The sequence below is a fragment of the Immundisolibacter sp. genome, assembly GCF_041601295.1.
GTDB lineage: Bacteria > Pseudomonadota > Gammaproteobacteria > Immundisolibacterales > Immundisolibacteraceae > Immundisolibacter.
Genome location: NZ_JBFIII010000055.1, coordinates 1 through 19,892 on the forward strand (window position 1 = coordinate 1; position 19,892 = coordinate 19,892).

Here is a 19,892-nt window from a genome sequence, read left to right on the forward strand (position 1 = left end):
CACGAGCCGCCGCTGCTGATTCTGGACGAGCCCACGGCCGGGGTGGACATCGAATTGCGGCGGGACATGTGGGAGTTTCTGCGCGAGCTGAACCTCGCTGGCACCACCATCATCCTGACCACGCACTATCTGGAAGAAGCCGAAACCCTGTGCCGGCGCGTGGCGATGATCAACCATGGCCGCATCGTGGAAGACGGCCTGGTGTCCGATCTGCTGGCGCGCCTGCACCAGGAGACCTTTGTGCTCACGGTGAGCGGGGGCGAACGGCTGCCCGAGTTGCCCGGTTTCACCTTTCGCCGCAGCGGCGCGCAGGAACTGGAAGTTGACGTGCCCAGGGACGGTCGGTTGAACGCCGTGTTCGACGCCCTGAACCGTAGCGGCATCGAGGTGCTCGGCCTGAAGAACAAGGCTAATCGGCTGGAAGAATTCTTTGTGCGGATGGTGCAGGCGCAACGTGACCGCGTTTAACGAACCGGCTTACGCGAGCGGCGTACCGGCACAGCGCCGGCTGCGTTGGTGGGGCGCTTTTCGGACGCTGGTGACCAAGGAAGTGCGCCGCTTTCTGCGCATCTGGGCGCAAACGCTGCTGCCTCCGGTAATCACCACCACGCTGTATCTGATGATCTTCGGCCATCTGATTGGCCGGCGCATTGGCCCCATGGGCGGGCACGAGTACATCGCCTTTATCGTGCCTGGGCTGGTGATGTTGTCGGTCATCACCAACGCCTACGGCAATGTGGTGTCGTCGTTCTTCGCCGCCAAGATGCAGGGCTTCGTGCAGGAACTGCTGGTGGCGCCGATTCCCAACTGGCTGATCCTGGCCGGCTACGTCGCCGGCTCGGTGGTGCGGGCGCTGCTCACGGCGGTGCTGGTGTCCGCGGTGGCCTTCGCGCTGGTCGATTTCTCCATCGCGCACCTGGGCCTGACGCTGCTGTTTGCCGTGATCACGGCGGTGCTGTTCGCACTGGCCGGGTTCATCAACGCGGTGTTTGCGAACAGCTTCGATCACATCTCGATCGTGCCGACTTTCGTGCTCACGCCCCTGACCTATCTGGGCGGAGTGTTCTATTCGGTGGACCTGCTGCCACCACTGTGGCGCACGCTGTCGCTGGCCAACCCGGTGCTGTATCTGGTGGATGGCTTTCGTTACGCCATCCTGGGCAGTTCGGACATTCCAGTGCTCAACGGACTGGCGCTGCTGCTGGTCCTGACCACTGCGCTGGGTGGGTGGGCACTGTGGCTGATGCAGCGCGGCGTGGGCATCAAGGCCTGAAGCGCCGGTCGTTTGTGCCGTATCCAGGGCGCCGGGGCGTCGCGTGCGTGACCTGGCAGGCGGGTGGTTTAAGCTTGCCCTGCGTCACGATTCGGCTCCGGCTAAGGAGTATTCTTGAACACTGTCGCGCTGTGCCCCCATGGGTCATGCTTGCCCGTACCCGTGGGCTAACGGCAACACACATATATATAGACTGACTGGGAAGGGTGTCGAAAAAACAATAGATCAGGAGGAGCTATGGATAAGCTCGACGACTTGGTGCGGGCCGATGAAGGGCTGGTAAGGCGCGAAATATTCGCCGACCCGGCGTTATACCGGCAGGAACTTGAACGCATTTTCGACCGTTCATGGCTGTTTCTGGCCCATGACACGCAGCTTCCCAATCCCGGTGATTTTCTGACCACCTTCATGGGTGAAGACCCGGTGCTGGTCATCCGTCAGGTGGACGGCAGCGTGGCGGCGTTCCTGAATGTCTGCACCCACCGGGGCACGCTGCTGTGCCTGGCGGAGGAGGGCAACGCCAAACACTTCACCTGCACCTATCACGGCTGGACCTTTGGCGCCGACGGTGCGCTGGTGGATGTGCCGCGCGAGGGCGATGCCTACTATGGCGAGCTCGACAAGGCCAGCTGGGGGCTCAAGTCGATCCGCGTCGAGTCCTACAAGGGACTGTATTTCGGCAACTTCGATCCGGCCGCGCCGACCTTGTCGGATTTTCTGGGGGACTTCGCCTGGTACCTGGATGCGGTATTCGACCCGCAGCCGGGCGGGGTCGAGTTTCTCGGTGGCACCATGCGCATGACGCTGCGTTGCAACTGGAAGATCGCGGCCGAGAACATCATCTCCGACACCTACCACGTGCTCGCGGCGCACGGCTTGTCGGTACAGATCTGCTCGGCTGGCCGCGACATGCAGATCGGCGTCGAGGAAGGCAGCGACCTGCAAGGCCAGACGCTGTCGGCCACCGTCAACGGCCACGGCTGGAACGCCAACCTGGACGGTCAGGGCCAGTACTCACTTTTCTACGATCCCGAACCGTGGCTGAAATTCGCCAACGCCAGCCGGCCGCGGTACATCGAGCACCTGGGCGAACCGCGGGCCTGGTTCGTCGGGTCGTCCATCGACGGCGGCTTGTTTCCCACCTTCATGTTCGTGCCCGGGTTTACGTTTCGGATCATCCATCCCAAGGGACCGGACGAGTGCGAGCTGTGGATGTGGACGGTGGTTGAGAAAAACCTGCCGGACGAGCTCAAGCGCGAGATGGTACGTTTCAACGCCCGCATGCTTGGCACGTCGGGGATGTTCGAGACGGACGACTGCAACAACATGGAGAACATGAGCAAGGCGCTGCGTGGCGTGGCCAACCGCAAGTTCGACTCACATTACGCCATGGGCCTGGGGCACGAACGGCATGACGATCCGACCTTCCCCGGTCGCGTGGACCAGCGCATCTCGGACAACTGCTTCCGCGGCTTTTACCAGCGCTGGCAGGAGTTCATGCGCGCCGAAAGCTGGGCGCAGATTCCGCTGGCGCCGCGGCGCTTCACGGGCGACAACACGCCGCTGCGGGAGGCGAGTCATGGCTGATGCCGCGGTTGCGTTCGAAACCTGGTTCGCGATCCAGCAGTTCCTGTTCCGAGAGGCCCGGCTGCTCGACGAGGACCGTTACGACGACTGGCACCTGCTGGTCGCGCAGGACATCCATTACGGCATGCCGGCCCAGCGCAGCCGCTACAAACGCGAACAGCGCAGGCACGCGGTCGACACCGATCATTTCGACGACGATTTCGGCTCGCTGCGTCTGCGGGTGGAGCGCCTGAAGCGTCCCGGCGTGCCGTCCATGGACCCGCCGCCGCGGACCTGCCGCATCGTCAGCAATGTCGAGGTGGAGCCGACCGCAACCGCGGGCGAGTATCGCGTCCATTCCACCGTGCAACTCACCCGCAACCGCCTGTATGACGAGGACGAGATCCTCACCGCGCGGCGCGTGGACCTGCTGCGCGGCGACGGTAATGGCGGCTTTCGCCTGGCCCGGCGGGAGATTCACACCACCCAGAACGTCATCCGCATGCGCAACCTGAACTGCCTGTTATAGGTCCCGCCGTGGGGGGGCGCGCGGCGCCCGGAATGTGAGATTCAGGCGGTTTTCGCCTCCGACAAGTGCTCATAGCCCAGATAGGGGTCGGGGATGCGCAGGCCGTGGTTCACCGTGATGCAGTCCACGTGGCAGTCGATGGCACACAGGCGACAGCTGTGGCAGTCGTTGGGGTAGCGGATCACTGCCTTCCAGCCCGGCGGGCCGATCGGATTCCACGGCTCGCCCACTTCCTCCAGGGTCAGCACGCCGGTCGGGCAGGCGTCGATACAGGCATTGCAGCCGTCGCAGATGGCGTAGTCTATTTTCTCGATCATGGTCAGTGGTCTCCTTCAGGCGCTCTGGGCTTCGCGAAAGCGTTCTGGCACGCCGTATGTGGACGGCTCGATGCCGCGCGGAGGCTTGATGGGCCAGCGCTCGAAGGGCAGATCCCAATGCGTGACTCGCGGCGGCGCGGCCAGATCCTCCCCTGGCGCGCTCAACATCAACCACTTCAGCCAGCGGTCGTTATCCCGGAACGGATAGTCGGCGCGGAACAGCTCGGCGCGGCTCTCGGTGCGCTCCAGCATGGCGCTGGTGACCAGCTTGCAAACTTCCAGATAGGTGCGCGCGTCGTGCGCCTTGACCAGTTCGTGCAGGTCAGGGGCATACACCTTGGGTAACAGGTCGGCCTCGATGCGGGCCAGTTCCTCGCGTACGTGCTGGATACGGGCAGCGTTCTTGAACAGCGCGAAGGTCGCCTCGCCGGTCACGCGGCCGATTTCGAGGTGGGCGTCGGCTGGGCGCGTCAGCCGGAACTTGTGGCGCGGCGCATAGAAAGCGGAGATGGCGTCGTCCACCTGGCGCGTATTGCGCGGCAGGCGCCCAAGACTCGCGGCGCGCGCCGCCATGGCACCGGCAGCCCGGTAGCCGGTCACCAGCGAGGCACTCGAAATGGCGCTGCCGGAGATGCCCGCCATCATATGCGGCAGGCAGGTGCACGCACCTGCGGCGTACAGCCCGGGCACGTTGGTCTCGCCGTCAAGTCCGATGCGCAGGCCCGACGAGCTGTTGCTGGCCAGCACCATCATCGGGTTAACAGTCAGCGTGTCGCGCGCCGGGTCGACGCCAAATTCCTTGAATGCGCGCCCCACGGTCGGCGCCACCTGATACAGCATCTCAATGTCCGCGGTGGGCACGTGACGCATGTCCACGTAACAGGGGCCACGCCCTTCGATGTTTTCGGTAATGATGCCCCGCGCCATCTGGATCAGGCCGGTCTGCTCACCCCAGATCGGGTCGTAGCCGCTCATGAAGCGTTCGCCCAGGCGGTTCTTGAAGTGCGCGCCAATGCCCTGAATCTTGGCCTGGCCGGGCGTGAAGAACGTCTTGTTGAAATAACTCCAGGCAGCGAACTGGCCAAACTCCATGCCGGCCAGCTCGGCGCCCGCGCGGTAGGCCATGCGGTGTCCGTCGCCGGGGATGTGGTCGGAAAAGGCGTAATGCATGCGCGGGTAGAAGGGCCCGGTGCACAGCAGCACCGCCTTGGCGCGAAACACGTGCGGTACACCGGTCTGCACGTGCACGCCGACCGCGCCGCACACGCCCTCCTTGGTCGGGTGCAGGCCATCGAGCGTGAGCAGGTCCAGACTCGCCACCTTCTCGAACAACCGAACCCGCGCGCGCTTCATTGCCTTGCGCATCACCTCCATGCAGGCCCGCCCATCGGCACCCAGCGTGGTGCCGATCTTGTGGCCGCGCACCTTCACGTACTTGAGATTGCCGTCGGGGCTGCGCGCGTAGGGCACGCCCATGTCGATCAGCTCACGGAAGCGGAAGTAGGCGTCACGCAGAAACATTGCCGTCCAGTCCTGGTCGGCCAGGTAGTTCGAGCCGACCACGAACTCTTCCACCCAGGTGTTGAGTTCATCGCCTTCCAGCAGGCGGTCCGGGGCGAATTGCGAGTGCACGTAGGTCATGGGACCGGCGCGGGCGACCTGGGCTTTTTCGACCAGCGCCACCGAGGCGCCCAGTTCCCGCGCGCGCAGTGCCGCCCGGCAACCGCCGAGGCCGCCGCCGATCACCAGCACGTCCACGTTCACGTTCACGGGATCGTAGTCGGACATTGCTCTGTCTCCTGCCGCGGGGGCGTTATCAGAAAAAATTGGTCAGGTTCTTGATCGGCAGGACGTTGTGGTCAATCAGGACGCGGCGGCGCGCCAGGCGCAGGCCCTGCGGTGTCGGGCGCAGCGCGTCTTCGCGGCGGCCAGCCAGCAGGTCGGTCTCGCGCTCCATGCGGCTGCGGTAAAAGATGAAATGGCTGTGTACCTCCCACTCCGGGCCGCTGTCGTCCATCAGCAGTACGTTCGAGACCAGGTGGCAGGTACGCGAGGGTGGCTCCTCCGCCCAGTGCACGCCGGTGTGCAGCTGCGTCACGCGCATGGCGAGCACGTCCTTGCCCTCGTCGAACCAGGCAACATCCTGGCCTTCGCGCGTCCATTCCTCAGCGGGTGCCAGCGAGGGCACATTGCGCCGCAGCGGCATGAAATAGCGCACGTCGTCGGCGAGCAGGTCCAGCCAGGCGGTGAACTCGCGCCGGTCCAGCAAGCCAGCTTCGCGGTACAGGAACTCTTCAGCCTCGCGTGCCCGCAGCAAACGCGCCAGGGCGGCGTTGTCCGGGCCGCTCACAGTACGCCCATCAGCTGTGCCCAGCGCCGGTAGTAGCCGCGCTGGTTCTGCTCGGACACGCCTTCCATGACGGTACCGCCGCGCGCGATCCACGGCTCGCTGCCGGCCGCCAACTCATGCCCAAGGCCCATTGCCATGTGATAGGGATGGCGCCGCGCGATGGTGCCGCGACTGGCCCGGTGGGCGAGGTTCCAGTTCTCCATGTCGTCCTCTTCGGTCAGGCCCGATGGCCCCTGGTAGCGGATGACGTAGCGGCGCAGGTGGTCTTTGACCGCCGCCGGCGCGTACTCGGGGACGAAGTAGAAGCGCCATACCTCGCAGGTCTCGGGCCCGGCCGGATGCCATAGCGCGATGCTGGTGCGGCCGTTCGAGAAGGACATATTCGGAAAGATGGTGCCGCCGTGGGGCACCATGCGGGCGCGCTCGCCAAGCTGTTGCTCGCGCGCGGCGTAAGCGCGCCGGTAATACGCGTGCAGTTCCGGTACGGCGGCGTAGGCGGACAGAAAATCGAAACCCGGCGGATACAGCGCACCACGTCCGGAGTGGCCAGTCGCCGCGTAGGCAATGTTTTGCAGCACCGGCTTTTGCGGAATGGCGTCGTACTGGTGGCGCCCGGCCTTGCCGCTGGGCGACAGCGCCAGCTGGTCCACCGAGGCGTGGCTGACGTTGTGGTAGTTGTCGCCGGAGAAATTCTCGGCGCCGAATTTCCAGTTGCACGGCAGGGTCCACTTCTGCACGCCGGCGATCAGTTCCAGTTCCCCGACCCCGACATCCGGCACAGTGAAGAACTCCTCGATCCAGATCCGCGCGTCGCCCAGCCAATCCTCAAGACCCGGCGTGGCAGCGTCCCAGCAGGCCCAGATGCTGCCCTTGAGCTCCGCAACCCGCGCTTCGACCAGACCCCATTCGGCCAGTTCCAGCTCGCTGAAGTAACCCTCGCGCAGCGCCGGCACGGCGCCCAGGCGGCCTTTGGTGTCATAGGTCCAGCCGTGGTACGGACAGGCAAACTCGCTGGCGTTGCCCTGGTCGTAGCGGCACACCTGCATGCCGCGATGGCGGCATGAATTCAGGAACACGTGCAGCTCGCCATCCACGTCGCGCACCAGCAGTACCGATTCCTCACCCATGCGCGAAACCACAAAGTCACCTGGGCGGCGCACCTGGCTGACGTGGCCGACGAACAGCCACTGCGTGGCGAAGATACGTTCTAGCTCTGCGGCGTAAAGCGTTGGATCAACGAATATTTCACGGCTGACGAGGCCGCGCTCAGGGTCGACTAGCGCCCGTGTTTTAAGGTCAGCGAGGTCCATGACGTTGTCCTTTTCAGGCGAGTAGGGGTCGGCCACCCTGGTGGGAAAAACAGCCCACGTCGAGCACGGTGCCGGATATCTGTGTCGCGGCGTCAGAGAGCAGGAAGGCGACCGCGTTCGCAATGTCCTGAGGCTCGGTCACCCGGCCGGTGGCGGTGCGGCTGGCCAGGCGCTCGAAAGCCGGCACGCTGCCGAGCCCGGTCATACCCGAGTGCGTTCCGCCGGGTACGACCACGTTGACGCGGATGTGATCGTCCAGATGATCCCAGGCCATGGCCGCGGACAGCGCGAACACACCGCCCTTGCTGGCACTATAGGCCGCCAGATCCGGCTTGCCCCAGCCCGCGCCCGAGCCAATGTTGACGATGGCCCCGCCGCCGGCCGCGCGCATGGCCGGAATCACGGCCCGACAGGTGAGAAAAACCCCCTTCAGGTTCACGCCGATGACGTGATCCCACAGCGCCTCGTCGGTTTGCGTGACGTCGCCGCGCGGGTGGATGGCCGCATTGTTGACCAGTGCGTCTATGCGGCCGTGACGGCTCAACACCCCGGCAACCCAGGCCCGCACCTGCGCGCCGTCGGCCACATCCACCTCGGCCAGGTCGGCGCTGAGCTGACGCTGCGCCAGCTCGGCCGCAGTGCCGGCGATGCCAGCCTCGGCAATGCTGCCCACCTGGCGCGCCTCAAGCCCGCAGGCACACACCGTGTGTCCCTGCGCGGCCAGCGTCAGCGTGATCGCCCGGCCAATGCCGTAGGTGCCCCCGGTAACCAGCGTGACGGGTGCTGCTTGCCGTTCCATGGCCCGGCTTCTCAGGCGGCGAGGGCGTGCAGCTGGGTGATGACCGGCAGCCCGGACAGCGCCTTGCGCCAGGACTGCCCGCCTGGCTCGCCCAGGTACAGATCACCGCCGGTGGTGCCCAGATACAGCTGTGGCCGGCCGGGGTCGGGCGCCACGGCCAGGGCCCACACCATATCGAACAGCGGCGTCGGCAGGCCTTCGGTTTCGAGCCGTTGCCAGTTCGCACCGCCGTCGTCGCTGGCGGAAAGCACCACCTCGGCACCGCTGCGCCGTCGCAGGCGCGAAGGCGTCACAAAGTAGGCAAAGTGCCCCAGCGCCGCACCAAGCACCATGCGTGTCATCGAGGCCCAGTACGGCGGAATGCCCCTGGCGGTGGCCAGGTACACCCGCTGCGGGCGCCCAGGTTCGGCGCAGATGGCGTCCTCGCAGTACTTGTAGGCGCCAAGGCCGGTGTTGGATTGCAGGTAATTGGCGCCGCCGTTGCCACTGCGAAACAGGCCCTCGTAACCGGTGCGCTTGTAGGCATTGGTGTCCAGACCGGTGGTCACCAGCACCGTGCGGGCCGGATCTTCCAGCACCAGGGCGCGGTGGATGTCGTGTCCGCAATCCGGCGCCTCGACGAAGGTCTGCCCGCCGTCCGTGGTCTTGAGCAGGGAACCGACCTCGATACCGACGTAGAAGGTCTGCGGATCGTCCGGATGAAAGGCCAGCGTGCGCACATGTCCGAGCTTGGGACGGATCGGAAACGCCCAGTCCTTGGCGGCCGGGTGCGTGCGCACGGCGGTGAGTTCCTCGAAGCGCTGGCCGTTGTCGCGTGACACGTAAAGCGCTGCCGGCTCGGTGCCGGCATAGACCGTGTCCGGGTCATCAGGGTGCAGCGCCAGCGTGCGCACGTCCTGGTACGGCAGGTTGGCGCCGATTGGTCGCCAGGAGCGACCTGCGTCGCGGCTCGCGCACATACCGCCCTGGTAGAAACCGATGTAGATCTTTTCGCCGCTCGCGTCGACCGCCAGGCTCATGATCGGCTTGTCGGTGGCGAGCAGGCGCTCGGCCGACCACTGACCATGTGTATCGCTGACCCGGAACAGACCGGCGCGTGTCCCCACCAATATCATGTCCAACCCTCCTGTTTTTATCCCGTGCTCACGCGGTCGCTCGTAGTGGGCTGACCGTCGGCGTGGTGCCGTAGCCATAGTCCGCCCAGTTAGCGAGTACCTTGGCTTTTACGTCTTCGGACCAGCCGTGAGAAAAGTCTGATATGACCGAGTGACGTGCTCGGTACTCAGGCGGCCAGTGCGCCGGGAAGGTCGCATCCATTACCCACTGGGAGGTGAGATGGCGTTCACGCTCCTCAGGTTCCAGATACGGCACCAGCGAGTTGGCCGGCACGTTTGGAACCACCTCGAAGCGCGATGGGTGCAAGCGCGTCGCCATCGCCCACATCACGTCCTGGACGTTGGTGACGTCGACATCCTCGTCCACGAAGATGATGCCGGTATTGGTCAGAAACATCCGTGCGCCCGCCATCAATGAGCCCACGATGCGCTTGGTGAGTCCGAGTTCGGGTTTCACCGCCACCACCGGCAGGATCGGGGGAAAACAGTATATGGACTTCACCGGGAGGCCATCGCGCTCAAGCCGGTTGCGCGCTGCCGCCGCCAGCATGATCGACATGCCCGCGGCACAGTCGTCCCAGGGCTTGCCCATGTTGGCCATGGGGAACACCGGATTGCGCCGATGAGTAATGCAGGTCACGCGTGCCACGGGACTCTGGCCCTGTGGCACCGAGTGGCCAGTGAACTCGCCAAACGGTCCTTCGGGTCCTCGCACACCGGGCAGCACCTCGGCCTCGATGACGATCTCGGCGTCGGCTGGCACCTCCAGATCCGAAGTCTCGCATTTGACTACCGGTACCGGCGACTGGCGTAGCCCGCCGGCGGCATCCGCCTCGCATTCGCCGTACCCCAGCGGCGTCATGCCGGCCAAGTGCACGGACGGGTCAGCGCCAATGACCAGCGCGATCGGCATGGGTTTGCCGGCCGCCTCATACTTGCGAAACATGCCGCCGCCGTGCTGTTCCGACGGCAGCAGCAAGATGTTGAAGTGTTGTGGGTCCTTGTACTGGCAGCGGTAGGTCGCCCAATTGGTCCAGCCATTCTCCGGATCCTTGGTGACCACAATGTCCCAGGTGCCGACGTAACGGCCGCCGTCGATGCTCTTGATCCAGGGCATTGGAAATTGCCTCAGGTCGAGCTGCCCCGGATCGGTGATGACGATCTCCTTGCACGGGGCCTGCTGGCGTTTGGCGCGTACCGGGGGTAGCGGCTTTTTCAGGCGTATGCGCACCTCTTCGATGAGGTCAAGCGGATGGATGTCCGGCGGCAGGCCCAGCGCAATCGCGACGCGGGAATGGATGCCCGCACATCCGGGCCCGAGTAGCACGGCCACGAGTTCGGCGCCTGGATAATCCTTGACGTTGACGAATAGTGGCGCTGGCGCTCTTCGTTCGCAGGCCAGTCGACTGACAGCGCCGGCCTCCAGGTTCCAATCGACCTCGCGCTCCACACGGAGCAATTCGTCGGCATTGGCTAATGCCTTGATGAAGGTCCTTTGATCGGTATGTGCACCCATGAGTTTTCCTCCTACCTTCAAGAAACCAGATGCTTTCCCGGCAGCGGGGCGGCGTGCCGCGCGCTGGGTTTGGCTACCTTTTCGAGCAGGTGTACCCACTGACGAAACTGCCCGTGCAGCATGCTCTCGTCCTGAAAATCGTCGCCCCAGGCGAGCGGATGGATACCCAGTGCCCGCGCGTGCTGGTCCTGGCCAGCGTGAATGCGCGTGCCGCCGCGTGCGTAACCCTGTTGCCAGGCCGCCAGGGAGCCCGCAAAGCCCTGTTGACAGGCCTCGAACACTAGCAGATCGTCCGGCGTCGCCACACCGGTGGCGTTGAAGAAATCCTCGTACTGGCGCAGCCGCAAGGTGCGTGCCGCGGGGCTCTCGCCAACCGGGGCAACGGCGTAGATGCTGACCTCGCAGGACGCCACGTCCAGTGGTCGGATGACGCGGATCTGGGTGGATGCGTTGTCCTGCAGCAGCAGGTTCGGGTAGATCAGAACATTGCGCTGATGGTGCAGGATCCAGCGCGCGCGCTGTGGGCTCATGCGCTGTTCGATGTCCGCGCGCCAGTCCCAAACCGGGCGCGCCTCGGGGCGTGGATAGGTGGCCCACATCACGCCGTGACCGTGCGCAAATTCGTACCAGCCGCTGGCGCGTGCGGCGAGTGAGTCGTCATAGGAGCGACGCACTTCGCCGCCCTGCGGCGCGCGGCGCGCCATCATGGCGAGGTAGTTCGCGTGGACCGTGGTGAAGTGGTAGCCATCGAGTCCGTTCTCGGGCTGTAGCTTCCAGTTGCCGCGGTTCACGTAGCTGGAGGCGCCGGGCAGCACCTCCAGGCCATCCGCAGACTGGTCGACCAGCAGGTCGATGAACACGCTGGCATCGCCCAGGTGCTCGGCGAGCGAGGCGACCTCAGGGTTCAGAGAACCGAACACGAAGCCGCGATAGGAGGTGAGTTTGGGGATGGCGGTCAGATCGTGGGATTGCGCCTCGAAGGCAGACGGGTAGGCGCCCGAGGAATGGTCCTTGATCTGGACATTGCGTCCATCGTTGCCATACACCCAGCCGTGGTACGGACACGTGAGGAACTTGCTGTTGCCCTTGCGGGTGCGGCACAGCATCGCGCCGCGGTGCGCACAGGCGTTGATGAAGCCGCGTACCTTTTGGTCCTGCCCACGCACGATGACCACCGGCTGGCGGCCCATGTGGGTGGTGAACCAATCGCCCGGTCTGGCGATCTGGCTCTCGTGGCACAGGTACAGCCAGGTACCTTCGAAAATCGCTCGCATTTCAAGGGCATGCAGGGCGGGATCAGTAAACAGGCTGCGCGCGACCTCGAATACCCCGTCGCGCGTTAGCACTGCGCTGGAGGCGATCGGTTCGGCGGGCATCGCGGACTCCTCGTCGATATAGGTTTTGTCAGTGCCCGCGCCGCGTGGGGGCGGCCCGCCGGCTGCGCTGCTAGCGCGCCTTGCCCGAAATTGCTGCACTTTTTCGGACTGTTTGTTGGTTTACCATGACCGAGCGGTCAGTACAACCAGAAAGTCTAAGGAGGAGTACACGCCATGGAGCAAAGGGAACTTGCAGGTCTCGTCGATACCGCCCATGGATTCCAGAGTCGGCGCATTTTTCACGACGAAGCGATCTACCGGCTGGAGCTCGAACGCGTGTTCGCCCGCTGCTGGCTGTTCCTCACCCACGAGTCCCTGATCCCGAACTCCGGCGACTTTCAGACCGCGCTGATGGGTGAGGACCGGGTACTGGTCGTGCGCCAGGCCGACGCGTCGATCCGCGCCTTCATCAACTCCTGCCAGCACCGCGGCAATGTGCTGTGCCACGCCGACAGCGGCAATACCCGCGCGTTTACGTGTAACTACCACGGCTGGAGCTACGGAATCGATGGATCGCTGGCGGCGGTGCCGCTGGAGGCCGAGGTCTACCGCGGAGCGCTGCCCAAGGCCGAGCTTGGCCTGATGCAAGTTGCCCAGGTGGCCAGCTACAAGGGATTTGTGTTCGGCTGCTTTGACCCGCAGGCGCCCTCGCTGGCCGACTACCTTGGCGAGATGGCGTGGTATCTGGACACCTACGTCGATGCCGTGCCCGGTGGCACGGAGTTTCTCGGCGGGCCGATGAAGTACCGCCTGCCGTGTAACTGGAAACTCCCGGCAGAGAACTTTGCCGGGGATGGTTATCACGTTGGCTGGACGCACGCCGCGGCGCTGATGACGATGGCCAAGGACCCTCATGTCGGCGGTATGCAGGGCAACACCACGCAAAACTCCGTGGCGACCGATGGACTGCATGTCGCGACCAATCACGGCCACGGCTTCTCGTTGCTCGACGATGGCTATTCGGGCATCGCCCTGCACGACCAACCGGAAGTCACCGCCGCCTGGTTGACCGAGCAGCGGCCGGTAGTGCGCGAGCGACTGGGGGATTGGCGCTCACGATTTTTCGGCTCCCACTGCAACCTGAATGTTTTTCCAAATTTCTCGGCGTTGCCGATGGGGGTCAACACGTTTCGGGTTTGGCACCCACGTGGACCGGCGGAAATAGAAGTCTGGATATGGGCGCTGGCGTACCGCGACATGCCTGGCGAGGTGAAAGAGGCAACCCGCCATTGCCATATGAAAACTTTCGGCACGGCGGGCCTGTTCGAGGGTGACGACGCCGAGAACATGCAGTACGCCACTGACGTGTGTCGCGGCCACGTAACGCGCGCCGGCCGGATGTATAGCGGCATGGGCCTGGGGCGTGGGGGGGCTCATCCGGAGCTGCCCGGCACCGTTCACCAGGGTGCCATCGCGGAGCTTGCCCAGCGCAGTTTCTACGAGTTCTGGCAGCAGCTGTTGGTGGCCCCTGACTGGTCAGCGGTTGCCGGCCTGTCCACTCACGCGGCTGCAGGGGAGCGTGCCTGATGGTTCCGCAAGAATGGCTGACCGAAACCGATGTCGTTGACCGGGACACCGGCTATACGCTCGAACAATTGCTCTACCACGAGGCGCGCCTGCTCGATGCGGAGCGTTTTCGCGACTGGCTCGGCCTGCTTGCCGATGACATTCATTACTGGTTGCCGGTACGCGAGAACCGCTATCGGCGCGACCCGCGTGGTGTCGCGCCACGGCGTGATGACGTGGCGCTGTTCGACGATGACCGGAATGACCTGGAAGACCGCGTGCGGCGCCTGGAGACCGGCTTGGTGTGGGGCGAGGATCCACCCGGCCGCATCCGGCGTCTGATCACCAATGTGAGCGCGTTTGAGGCGGGCACGCCGAAGGCGCAACGGGTGTATTCGCATTTTCTGGTGTATCGCAACCGCCGCCAGGACGAGGTGGCGATTCTGGCCGGCGCGCGCCGGGACCTGTGGCGCGACACATCGCAAGGCTGGCAGCTGGCCGAGCGCGAGGTACTGTTGGACCAGCACGTGGTCCTGGACAAAAACCTCTACCTGTTTTTCTGACCGCCCGGCCGCATACCGCGCACCGGAGTCATCGCACGGTAAGCGCTTCGCCCGGCTTGCTCAGCCGGGCACCACCGGGCGCTCCGGTGGTGGCTTGGCCTGCGCTGCGCGCAGCATGTCACGCACCGCCGGCAGAATTTCGGTCGCGGCGTAGCGCATCGAGTCATGGATGTCTTCTTGCGAGATGCAACCAGCATCAATATTCAGCAGCAGCCCGCTGGGCCGCACCGCATCAATCAGCACCTCGAAGCGTTCCAGGCACGCGTTGCGGTCGCCCCAGATTGCAAACCGCTGCGGAAACTCGTTCATCACCACATCATGCACGTGCCCCGGATCGCCCAGCTCCCGGAACACCTCTCCAAGCTGGCGGTACGCGGTGTACGCTTCGCCCACGCTGCTTCCATAGGCTTGCATGTTGCGGCCGAAAATCTCCATCTGTCCGGCCAGCGAGCGAGCCCCGACCTCACGCGCCAGCGCGGCATCGGCACGGGCGTGGAAGTGCAATCCAAGCAGCCAGCGCCCGCGCGTGCCCCACTGTGCCTGGTGACGCTGCGCGTAATAGCCCACGCCATCGAGCACGACCGGTAACGGCAGCAGCAGATAGCTCGGAATGATCAGGCCAAAGCGTGCCTGGACTGCGTTCTCGATGCTCGGTGGGCCGCTGACGTAGGCCATGTAAACCGGCGGCTCTTCCTGCACGAAACGTGGCAACAGCTCGAAATCGCGTACCGACCAGAACCGGCCGTTGATGTCGAGCCGCTCGCCTTGACCATCAAGCAATCGTCGCGTGGTGGTGCAGAATTCCGCCATCCGCTCGCGCGATTCGGACTGGTCGTAACCCAGCCGTTCGTACAGCCACGGATGCCCGCGGCCGATACCGATCATGGCGCGCCCGTCGCTGAGCACATCGAGTGCCGCGTAGTCGGAGGCCACGATCGCCGGATGATGCAGCGGCGCAATGGTGATGGCTGACATGAATTTCAGGCGCTCGGTGCGGGCCGCCGCGTTGGCGAACAGCGCTACCGGGTTGGGCGAGACCGAAAACGTCGATTCCGCAAAGTCCAGCCCATACGACTGCGTGGTGGCGTAGAAGTCATAGCCCAGCGTGTCGGCTGCCTGCATCTGCTCCAGCAGCGCGGCGTAATGATGACGGTGATTGGTGCGCGGCTCGCGGACCGATGCTTCAGAAAAGAGGCCGATCAAAGGTTCCATGCTTTCCCCACCAACGCGTACATGTTGTTTCTGCTTCCGTTCCCCGGAGCCTAACCGACTGCCTATTCAGTGGCCAGAGTAGGACGACAGGCGTCGCACCCCGCGTCCCGCCGCTCGCTGAACCGCCCGCTCAGCGCAGGGCGGACAACCAGTGCGCGTACGGTGCCGGCAACACCCAGGCCGGGTTGTCGATTTTCAGCTCACGCGCGGCCAGGTACGGCCAGTGCGGGTTGGCCAGATGTCCCTTGCCGATCAGCACCAGGTCCAGCTGTCCATTCTGTAGCGCTTTTTCGGCGACTGCCGGCTCGCCAAAACCCCAGGCGGCGGCCACCGGGATAGCGGCCTCGCGCCGAATCTGCCCGGCTATCGGACCCAGAAAGCCCGGCCCCCAGGGAATCTTGGCATTCGGCGCCGTGATGGCGATGCTGACGCTGAGCAGGTCCAGCCCACCGGCCTTGAAGCGGCGAGTCAGTTCGATGGACTCGGGCAGCGTTTGTTCATCCCGGCCATCGAATTCCACAACACCAAATCGCAGCGTCAGCGGCAGGTGTTCGGGCCAGACCTCGCGCACAGCGGCCAGGGTTTCCAGCAGAAAACGGCTGCGATTTTCAAAGCTGCCGCCATACGCGTCGGTGCGCTGGTTGGCATACACAGAAAAAAAGCTTTGCGCCAGATAGCCGTGGGCGAAGTGCAGCTCCAGCCATTCGAAGCCGGCATCCCGCGCGCGGCGCGCGGCGTCGGCAAAATCCTGGCGCACGCGGGCAATGTCCTCCAGCGTCATGGCCTTGGGCGGTTTTGGCAGATTGGCACCGGCCGCGACCGCCGAGGGCGCGATGGTCTGCCAGCCGCGCGGATCGTCTTCGGCCATGTGATCGTCGCCTTCCCAGGGCCGGTTGGCGCTGGCCTTGCGCCCGGCATGGGCAATCTGAATGCCCGGCACGGCACCGGCCGCCTTGATGGCCTTCACGATGGGCACGAACGCCTGTCCCAGATTGTCGTTCCAGATGCCGGTGCAGCCGGGCGTGATGCGGCCTTCCGGGGCCACGGCGGTGGCTTCCACCACCACCAGTCCGGCGCCACCGCGCGCCAGCCCGGCCAGATGCACCTGGTGCCAGTCGTTTACCCGGCCGTCGATGGCCGAGTACTGGCACATGGGCGGCACCGCAATGCGGTTGCGCAGGGTGATGTCCTTGAGTGTGAAGGGTTGGAACAAAGCGGACACGGTGGATTCCTGTGAGATTTGAGGTGGTGGTCGGGTCTGGACGATTCGCCAAACGTTTGAAAAATTGCGTGGCAAGCGGCGCTTTACCGGTCCTTGCGGCGGCTCGCTCAATGCGGCGTGGATCGTGACGCATCGTATCGCGGGTGGTGTTCGATCCTTAATTTGAAGCCGTCGCGGCGCAGTGCTACTTTGGTAACACCATAAGCTGGGGCACGGGACATGACTACCACTTCGCTGAAACTGCCAGACGAACTTAAAGCGCGTGCCGCAGCGGCGGCAAAAACCCGGGGCATCACCACCCACGCCTTCATGCTGGAGGCGATTCGTGGCGCCACCGCAGCCACCGAGCAGCGTGCCGAGTTCGTGGCCGCCGCCCAGGCGGCTCGAAGCGACATATTGCACAGCGGCAAGGGCTACGCGGCGGACGAGGTTCACCAATATCTGCACGCCAAGGCCAGCGGGGCTCCCGCCCGCCGGCCGAAGGCCAAGTCCTGGCGCGCCTGATTTATTCCGAAACCGCCCTCGGTGATTTCGAGCGCCTGACAGACTTCTTATTGGAGACCAACCCACAGATCGCGGTCGAAACCGTCGACCTAATTGAGGAAGCGGTTGATGTATTGCGCAATCACCCGCTGATCGGGCGCCCGGTGGAGGCGGGGCTACGCGAGCTGATCGTCTCGCGCGGTCGCACTGGCTATGTTGTCCTGTACGACTTCGCGGCGACCGACGACGCGGTGCTGCTGCTGTCTATCCGCCATCAGCGCGAAGCGGGATACGCCGACTGGAGCGATCTGTAAACGGGTAGCGCAAAGGCCAATTTTGGGAAGCCGGGTTAGGTGGTCATGCCGCGAGTCCGGCATTCCGCATGCCTTTGTAGTGCAATACGGCCTACCGGTGCGAGGGCGGTCGCTTCCGCGCGCCAACCCTGCCAGATGCCGCGTTCGCCACGGGCAACGCGCGCCGGCGAACGCCGTTTGGTCGCCGGCAAGCGCCTGGAGAAGCCGCCCTTTATCAAGCGCCAACGGGTGGCGAAGGCCACGTCGCCGGGCAGCAGTTCAATGACGCAATGCAGGTGATCGGGCAAAACCAATCAGCCGTGGATGGCGAATGGATGCGCACGCCGCGCCTCGCGCAGACTGGTCCGCAGCGAGGCGATGTGTTGCGTCAGAAGTGTTCAACCACGCCGTCGCAGCGTGTTGATCGTGAAGAAATGCGTCCTGTCTGGGTGCCAGGTGTGTCGTTAGTCGGGCATGGTGTGGCTTGGCAGGAATGCGGCGCAATGCGCTGCGCTTTTTACGCAGGCTGGAACGGTGGACTGAGCCTCACGCTTTTTCAATTAGAAAGAGGAACTCTCTATTTGGCGCTTCAGCGTCCCGAACCCATTCATTTGTCCAGCGCATGTCGGCCATAACATTTCGACGGTAGTCGACTTCCACAACTTCAAGCAGCCGACCATTCTCCAGAATGACTCGATTGAGCTCCTCGGCAGTTGCTCGGCCGCCCGAGCTATAGGAGAGAAGGACGTGCCGCGCGCGAACTGACGTAAGTGTTTTCCGAATGGCCTCAACTGCAATGAGTTGACCCGCCTCATTCCGTCGGAAGTCCTCAAAGACCGATGCGGAGAGGGTGTCTGAGGTGTCTGCGCGCCGCTTGGCCTTGCCAAAGGTGGGTGGCTGATCGTTCAGAACTACAGACGTCCAAACGTGATAATAGGCTCCATAACGCACACGCGAAGGCGGCATTTTCTCGTTGTTGGACCCGTAAGGTGGGTCCAGGTACGCGAGACTTACATCAACTTTCGGAATGAGATCAAAGATGTCACTCCGATGGACGGTATGTGGCGCAGTCTTTGGCAGGAGCGAAGGTACTTTGAGAAAGAGTTGCTTGTATGACCGCGGAGACCATTCGTTCAAGTAGGACGCGTAATGTCCTAGCGTGCTGTCGACCCCATCTAGTGCGCGAATCAGGCTTGTCAACAGAACCGCTCTCTCAACCGGGCTGACCTGAAGCCGATCGATTTCGGTGCGTATCGCGTCGAGGCGTCGCGTGTTGTGGCGCTGCCAGGGTTTTTTAAGTCCATCAGGTCCAACAGAACATCCATCCCCCGGATCACCGCCGTAGTGTTCCGTGAACCAACCGTCCAGTGGCGCGAGTCCATTCAAGTGCTCAATCAGTGGTATGTAGTGAGACTTGGACTGTTGATTCAACAAATAACACGACGCAAATACCTCAGACCATGCTGCGAGGTCGTTTGCGATAACTGTGTAGCCGCATTGCGCGAAGGCCTGCGATACGCGTGTGGTTCCGGAAAATGCGTCGAGTACTGTTGTTGGATTCACCTTTCTCGCCAAAGAAAGGATATGGGGAAGAAGCTTCTGCTTCGAACCAGCGTACTTGACGCCCTGAGTACTGGGGGTCTCAACTGCGAAGTCGTCGAATAGATCCAATGCTTTCATTTCAGCCCAAGCTCGATTTGCTTTTCTGGGTCTCGACGTCGGACTTCAGTTCTTCGAGGGCGGCCTCTTGTCCGACAGGGGTTGACAACAACGCGTGCGAGAAGAGCGTGACCAAGATGGGGTTGTGTGTATACGTAATCCAGCCATCTGTGGCGCTGGTGAAATATTTCAGCCCATTTCGTGTGTGCGTCCAGAGTCCGCGCTGCAAAGCGTTGGCAGTCCCGCTGCCGTAGCGGACTTCACAAACGTAGTCACCCTCGGCATCGTAAAATCGATAAACAGGATGCTTGCGCCCCTTTCCTTCGCTTTCATAGATAACTCTTGCGACGCTCTGCATGGCCATCTCGTGGTCAAACACAAGCACATTGCATCTCTGTTTCTTTTCGTCGTAGATGAGTGGGAGTACATTCAGAGCACTAAAGTCCGAGAAGACCGGATCAGCCCACAGTGACGCTATGGCCTTTGCCCCTTCAATGACTACGCCCATTTCCTGAAGTTTCGGAAACATCAGGAAGTTCTTATCCGTCGAGAGCTGTAGAGGGCCGTCCCCGTAGGCCTTGAGACTTACGGGAAACTCGTCATTGGTAATCTCGTTGATGATCTTGATGTCTTCTTCGTGTTCCTTGGCTCGATACAGGTCTTTCCCGACATGAACAGACTTGAAGTCGTACATGTACTGATTGATGAACTCAGCAATCGCAATCTCAGCCAGGTCGCCATGAGTTTTGTTTCCAATTAGGCGCATGGTAAAGATGTTGCTCAACGTCGTAGTAATAAGGTCG

Annotated in this window: 19 protein-coding genes and 1 pseudogene; 8 read left to right on the forward strand and 12 right to left on the reverse strand. The window is 63.4% G+C overall.

All coding sequences use genetic code 11. The features are described 5' to 3' along the window. The 4 genes and pseudogenes from ABZF37_RS08700 to ABZF37_RS08715 form a co-directional block, all read left to right on the forward strand. A pseudogene (locus tag ABZF37_RS08700) lies at positions 1 to 468 on the forward strand (ABC transporter ATP-binding protein); the annotation flags it as partial. Further along, positions 455 to 1,273: an ABC transporter permease gene (locus ABZF37_RS08705; RefSeq protein ID WP_372718924.1), complete on the forward strand. Its 819-nt coding sequence runs from the start codon at positions 455 to 457 to the stop codon at positions 1,271 to 1,273. The pseudogene ABZF37_RS08700 and the gene ABZF37_RS08705, both read left to right, overlap by 14 nt. A gap of 237 nt (positions 1,274 to 1,510) precedes the next feature. Next, positions 1,511 to 2,860 (forward strand): Rieske 2Fe-2S domain-containing protein, encoded by a 1,350-nt coding sequence (locus tag ABZF37_RS08710; protein ID WP_372718926.1) that lies wholly within the window; start codon positions 1,511 to 1,513, stop codon positions 2,858 to 2,860. Continuing rightward, on the forward strand, positions 2,853 to 3,368 hold the full coding sequence (locus ABZF37_RS08715; RefSeq protein ID WP_372718928.1) for a 3-phenylpropionate/cinnamic acid dioxygenase subunit beta: 516 nt from the start codon (positions 2,853 to 2,855) through the stop codon (positions 3,366 to 3,368). The genes ABZF37_RS08710 and ABZF37_RS08715 overlap by 8 nt, the downstream gene beginning before the upstream one ends. Positions 3,369 to 3,409: 41 nt before the next feature. On the opposite strand, the gene ABZF37_RS08720 is transcribed toward ABZF37_RS08715, so the two are convergent. Genes ABZF37_RS08720 through ABZF37_RS08755 form a run of 8 tightly spaced genes read right to left on the reverse strand, consistent with a single transcriptional unit; the run spans position 3,410 to position 12,151 of the window. Beyond that, entirely contained in the window at positions 3,410 to 3,685 is a 276-nt protein-coding gene (locus ABZF37_RS08720; RefSeq protein ID WP_372718930.1) for a ferredoxin family protein, read from the reverse strand. Between the two features lie 15 nt (positions 3,686 to 3,700). Continuing rightward, positions 3,701 to 5,473: an FAD-binding protein gene (locus tag ABZF37_RS08725; RefSeq protein WP_372718932.1), complete on the reverse strand. Its 1,773-nt coding sequence runs from the start codon at positions 5,471 to 5,473 to the stop codon at positions 3,701 to 3,703. A gap of 28 nt (positions 5,474 to 5,501) precedes the next feature. Beyond that, a complete protein-coding gene (locus ABZF37_RS08730) occupies positions 5,502 to 6,035 on the reverse strand; it encodes a 3-phenylpropionate/cinnamic acid dioxygenase subunit beta (protein ID WP_372718934.1) in 534 nt (177 codons plus the stop codon). Further along, a complete protein-coding gene (locus tag ABZF37_RS08735; RefSeq protein ID WP_372718936.1) occupies positions 6,032 to 7,345 on the reverse strand; it encodes an aromatic ring-hydroxylating dioxygenase subunit alpha in 1,314 nt (437 codons plus the stop codon). Before ABZF37_RS08735 ends, ABZF37_RS08730 begins: the two co-directional genes overlap by 4 nt. Positions 7,346 to 7,358: 13 nt before the next feature. Continuing rightward, entirely contained in the window at positions 7,359 to 8,144 is a 786-nt protein-coding gene (locus ABZF37_RS08740) for an SDR family NAD(P)-dependent oxidoreductase (RefSeq protein ID WP_372718938.1), read from the reverse strand. Between the two features lie 11 nt (positions 8,145 to 8,155). Beyond that, a complete protein-coding gene (locus tag ABZF37_RS08745; RefSeq protein WP_372718940.1) occupies positions 8,156 to 9,259 on the reverse strand; it encodes a WD40/YVTN/BNR-like repeat-containing protein in 1,104 nt (367 codons plus the stop codon). Positions 9,260 to 9,287: 28 nt separating this feature from the next. After that, the gene (locus tag ABZF37_RS08750; protein ID WP_372718942.1) at positions 9,288 to 10,775 is read right to left on the reverse strand and encodes a UbiD family decarboxylase; all 1,488 of its coding nucleotides are present in this window, start codon (positions 10,773 to 10,775) and stop codon (positions 9,288 to 9,290) included. 17 nt (positions 10,776 to 10,792) lie between these two features. Continuing rightward, positions 10,793 to 12,151 (reverse strand): Rieske 2Fe-2S domain-containing protein, encoded by a 1,359-nt coding sequence (locus tag ABZF37_RS08755; RefSeq protein WP_372718943.1) that lies wholly within the window; start codon positions 12,149 to 12,151, stop codon positions 10,793 to 10,795. A gap of 174 nt (positions 12,152 to 12,325) precedes the next feature. Between ABZF37_RS08755 and ABZF37_RS08760 the strand changes: the two genes are divergently transcribed. Continuing rightward, positions 12,326 to 13,678: an aromatic ring-hydroxylating dioxygenase subunit alpha gene (locus ABZF37_RS08760; RefSeq protein WP_372718945.1), complete on the forward strand. Its 1,353-nt coding sequence runs from the start codon at positions 12,326 to 12,328 to the stop codon at positions 13,676 to 13,678. Next, positions 13,678 to 14,220, forward strand: coding sequence for a 3-phenylpropionate/cinnamic acid dioxygenase subunit beta (locus ABZF37_RS08765; protein WP_372718947.1), 543 nt, complete (start codon positions 13,678 to 13,680; stop codon positions 14,218 to 14,220). The genes ABZF37_RS08760 and ABZF37_RS08765 overlap by 1 nt, the downstream gene beginning before the upstream one ends. Positions 14,221 to 14,280: 60 nt before the next feature. On the opposite strand, the gene ABZF37_RS08770 is transcribed toward ABZF37_RS08765, so the two are convergent. Beyond that, positions 14,281 to 15,432 carry an LLM class flavin-dependent oxidoreductase gene (locus tag ABZF37_RS08770; protein WP_372718949.1) on the reverse strand — a complete coding sequence of 384 codons (1,152 nt, stop codon included), beginning with the start codon at positions 15,430 to 15,432 and terminating at the stop codon, positions 14,281 to 14,283. A gap of 130 nt (positions 15,433 to 15,562) precedes the next feature. After that, on the reverse strand, positions 15,563 to 16,654 hold the full coding sequence (locus ABZF37_RS08775) for an NADH:flavin oxidoreductase/NADH oxidase (protein ID WP_372718951.1): 1,092 nt from the start codon (positions 16,652 to 16,654) through the stop codon (positions 15,563 to 15,565). Between the two features lie 219 nt (positions 16,655 to 16,873). Here ABZF37_RS08775 and ABZF37_RS08780 point away from each other — a divergent pair, with 219 nt between their 5' ends. Together ABZF37_RS08780 and ABZF37_RS08785 are read left to right on the forward strand one after the other, a co-directional pair. Further along, the gene (locus ABZF37_RS08780; RefSeq protein WP_372718952.1) at positions 16,874 to 17,158 is read left to right on the forward strand and encodes a hypothetical protein; all 285 of its coding nucleotides are present in this window, start codon (positions 16,874 to 16,876) and stop codon (positions 17,156 to 17,158) included. Between the two features lie 50 nt (positions 17,159 to 17,208). After that, the gene (locus ABZF37_RS08785) at positions 17,209 to 17,451 is read left to right on the forward strand and encodes a type II toxin-antitoxin system RelE/ParE family toxin (RefSeq protein ID WP_372718953.1); all 243 of its coding nucleotides are present in this window, start codon (positions 17,209 to 17,211) and stop codon (positions 17,449 to 17,451) included. 525 nt (positions 17,452 to 17,976) lie between these two features. On the opposite strand, the gene ABZF37_RS08790 is transcribed toward ABZF37_RS08785, so the two are convergent. Both ABZF37_RS08790 and ABZF37_RS08795 read right to left on the reverse strand, forming a co-directional pair. Next, positions 17,977 to 19,110: a DNA adenine methylase gene (locus tag ABZF37_RS08790; protein WP_372718955.1), complete on the reverse strand. Its 1,134-nt coding sequence runs from the start codon at positions 19,108 to 19,110 to the stop codon at positions 17,977 to 17,979. 1 nt (position 19,111) lies between these two features. Continuing rightward, positions 19,112 to 19,892: hypothetical protein (locus ABZF37_RS08795; protein WP_372718957.1), on the reverse strand; the 781-nt coding region annotated here is incomplete at its 5' end.

What these genes read in the sequence shown, in the direction of transcription:
- ABZF37_RS08710 (WP_372718926.1), top strand. Translation starts at nt 1,511, where the DNA reads ATGGATAAGCTCGACGACTTGGTGCGGGCCGATGAAGGGCTGGTAAGG.
- ABZF37_RS08715 (WP_372718928.1), top strand. Translation starts at nt 2,853, where the DNA reads ATGGCTGATGCCGCGGTTGCGTTCGAAACCTGGTTCGCGATCCAGCAG.
- ABZF37_RS08720 (WP_372718930.1), bottom strand. Translation starts at nt 3,685, where the DNA reads ATGATCGAGAAAATAGACTACGCCATCTGCGACGGCTGCAATGCCTGT.
- ABZF37_RS08725 (WP_372718932.1), bottom strand. Translation starts at nt 5,473, where the DNA reads ATGTCCGACTACGATCCCGTGAACGTGAACGTGGACGTGCTGGTGATC.
- ABZF37_RS08735 (WP_372718936.1), bottom strand. Translation starts at nt 7,345, where the DNA reads ATGGACCTCGCTGACCTTAAAACACGGGCGCTAGTCGACCCTGAGCGC.
- ABZF37_RS08740 (WP_372718938.1), bottom strand. Translation starts at nt 8,144, where the DNA reads ATGGAACGGCAAGCAGCACCCGTCACGCTGGTTACCGGGGGCACCTAC.
- ABZF37_RS08745 (WP_372718940.1), bottom strand. Translation starts at nt 9,259, where the DNA reads ATGATATTGGTGGGGACACGCGCCGGTCTGTTCCGGGTCAGCGATACA.
- ABZF37_RS08750 (WP_372718942.1), bottom strand. Translation starts at nt 10,775, where the DNA reads ATGGGTGCACATACCGATCAAAGGACCTTCATCAAGGCATTAGCCAAT.
- ABZF37_RS08755 (WP_372718943.1), bottom strand. Translation starts at nt 12,151, where the DNA reads ATGCCCGCCGAACCGATCGCCTCCAGCGCAGTGCTAACGCGCGACGGG.
- ABZF37_RS08760 (WP_372718945.1), top strand. Translation starts at nt 12,326, where the DNA reads ATGGAGCAAAGGGAACTTGCAGGTCTCGTCGATACCGCCCATGGATTC.
- ABZF37_RS08765 (WP_372718947.1), top strand. Translation starts at nt 13,678, where the DNA reads ATGGTTCCGCAAGAATGGCTGACCGAAACCGATGTCGTTGACCGGGAC.
- ABZF37_RS08770 (WP_372718949.1), bottom strand. Translation starts at nt 15,432, where the DNA reads ATGGAACCTTTGATCGGCCTCTTTTCTGAAGCATCGGTCCGCGAGCCG.
- ABZF37_RS08780 (WP_372718952.1), top strand. Translation starts at nt 16,874, where the DNA reads ATGACTACCACTTCGCTGAAACTGCCAGACGAACTTAAAGCGCGTGCC.
- ABZF37_RS08790 (WP_372718955.1), bottom strand. Translation starts at nt 19,110, where the DNA reads ATGAAAGCATTGGATCTATTCGACGACTTCGCAGTTGAGACCCCCAGT.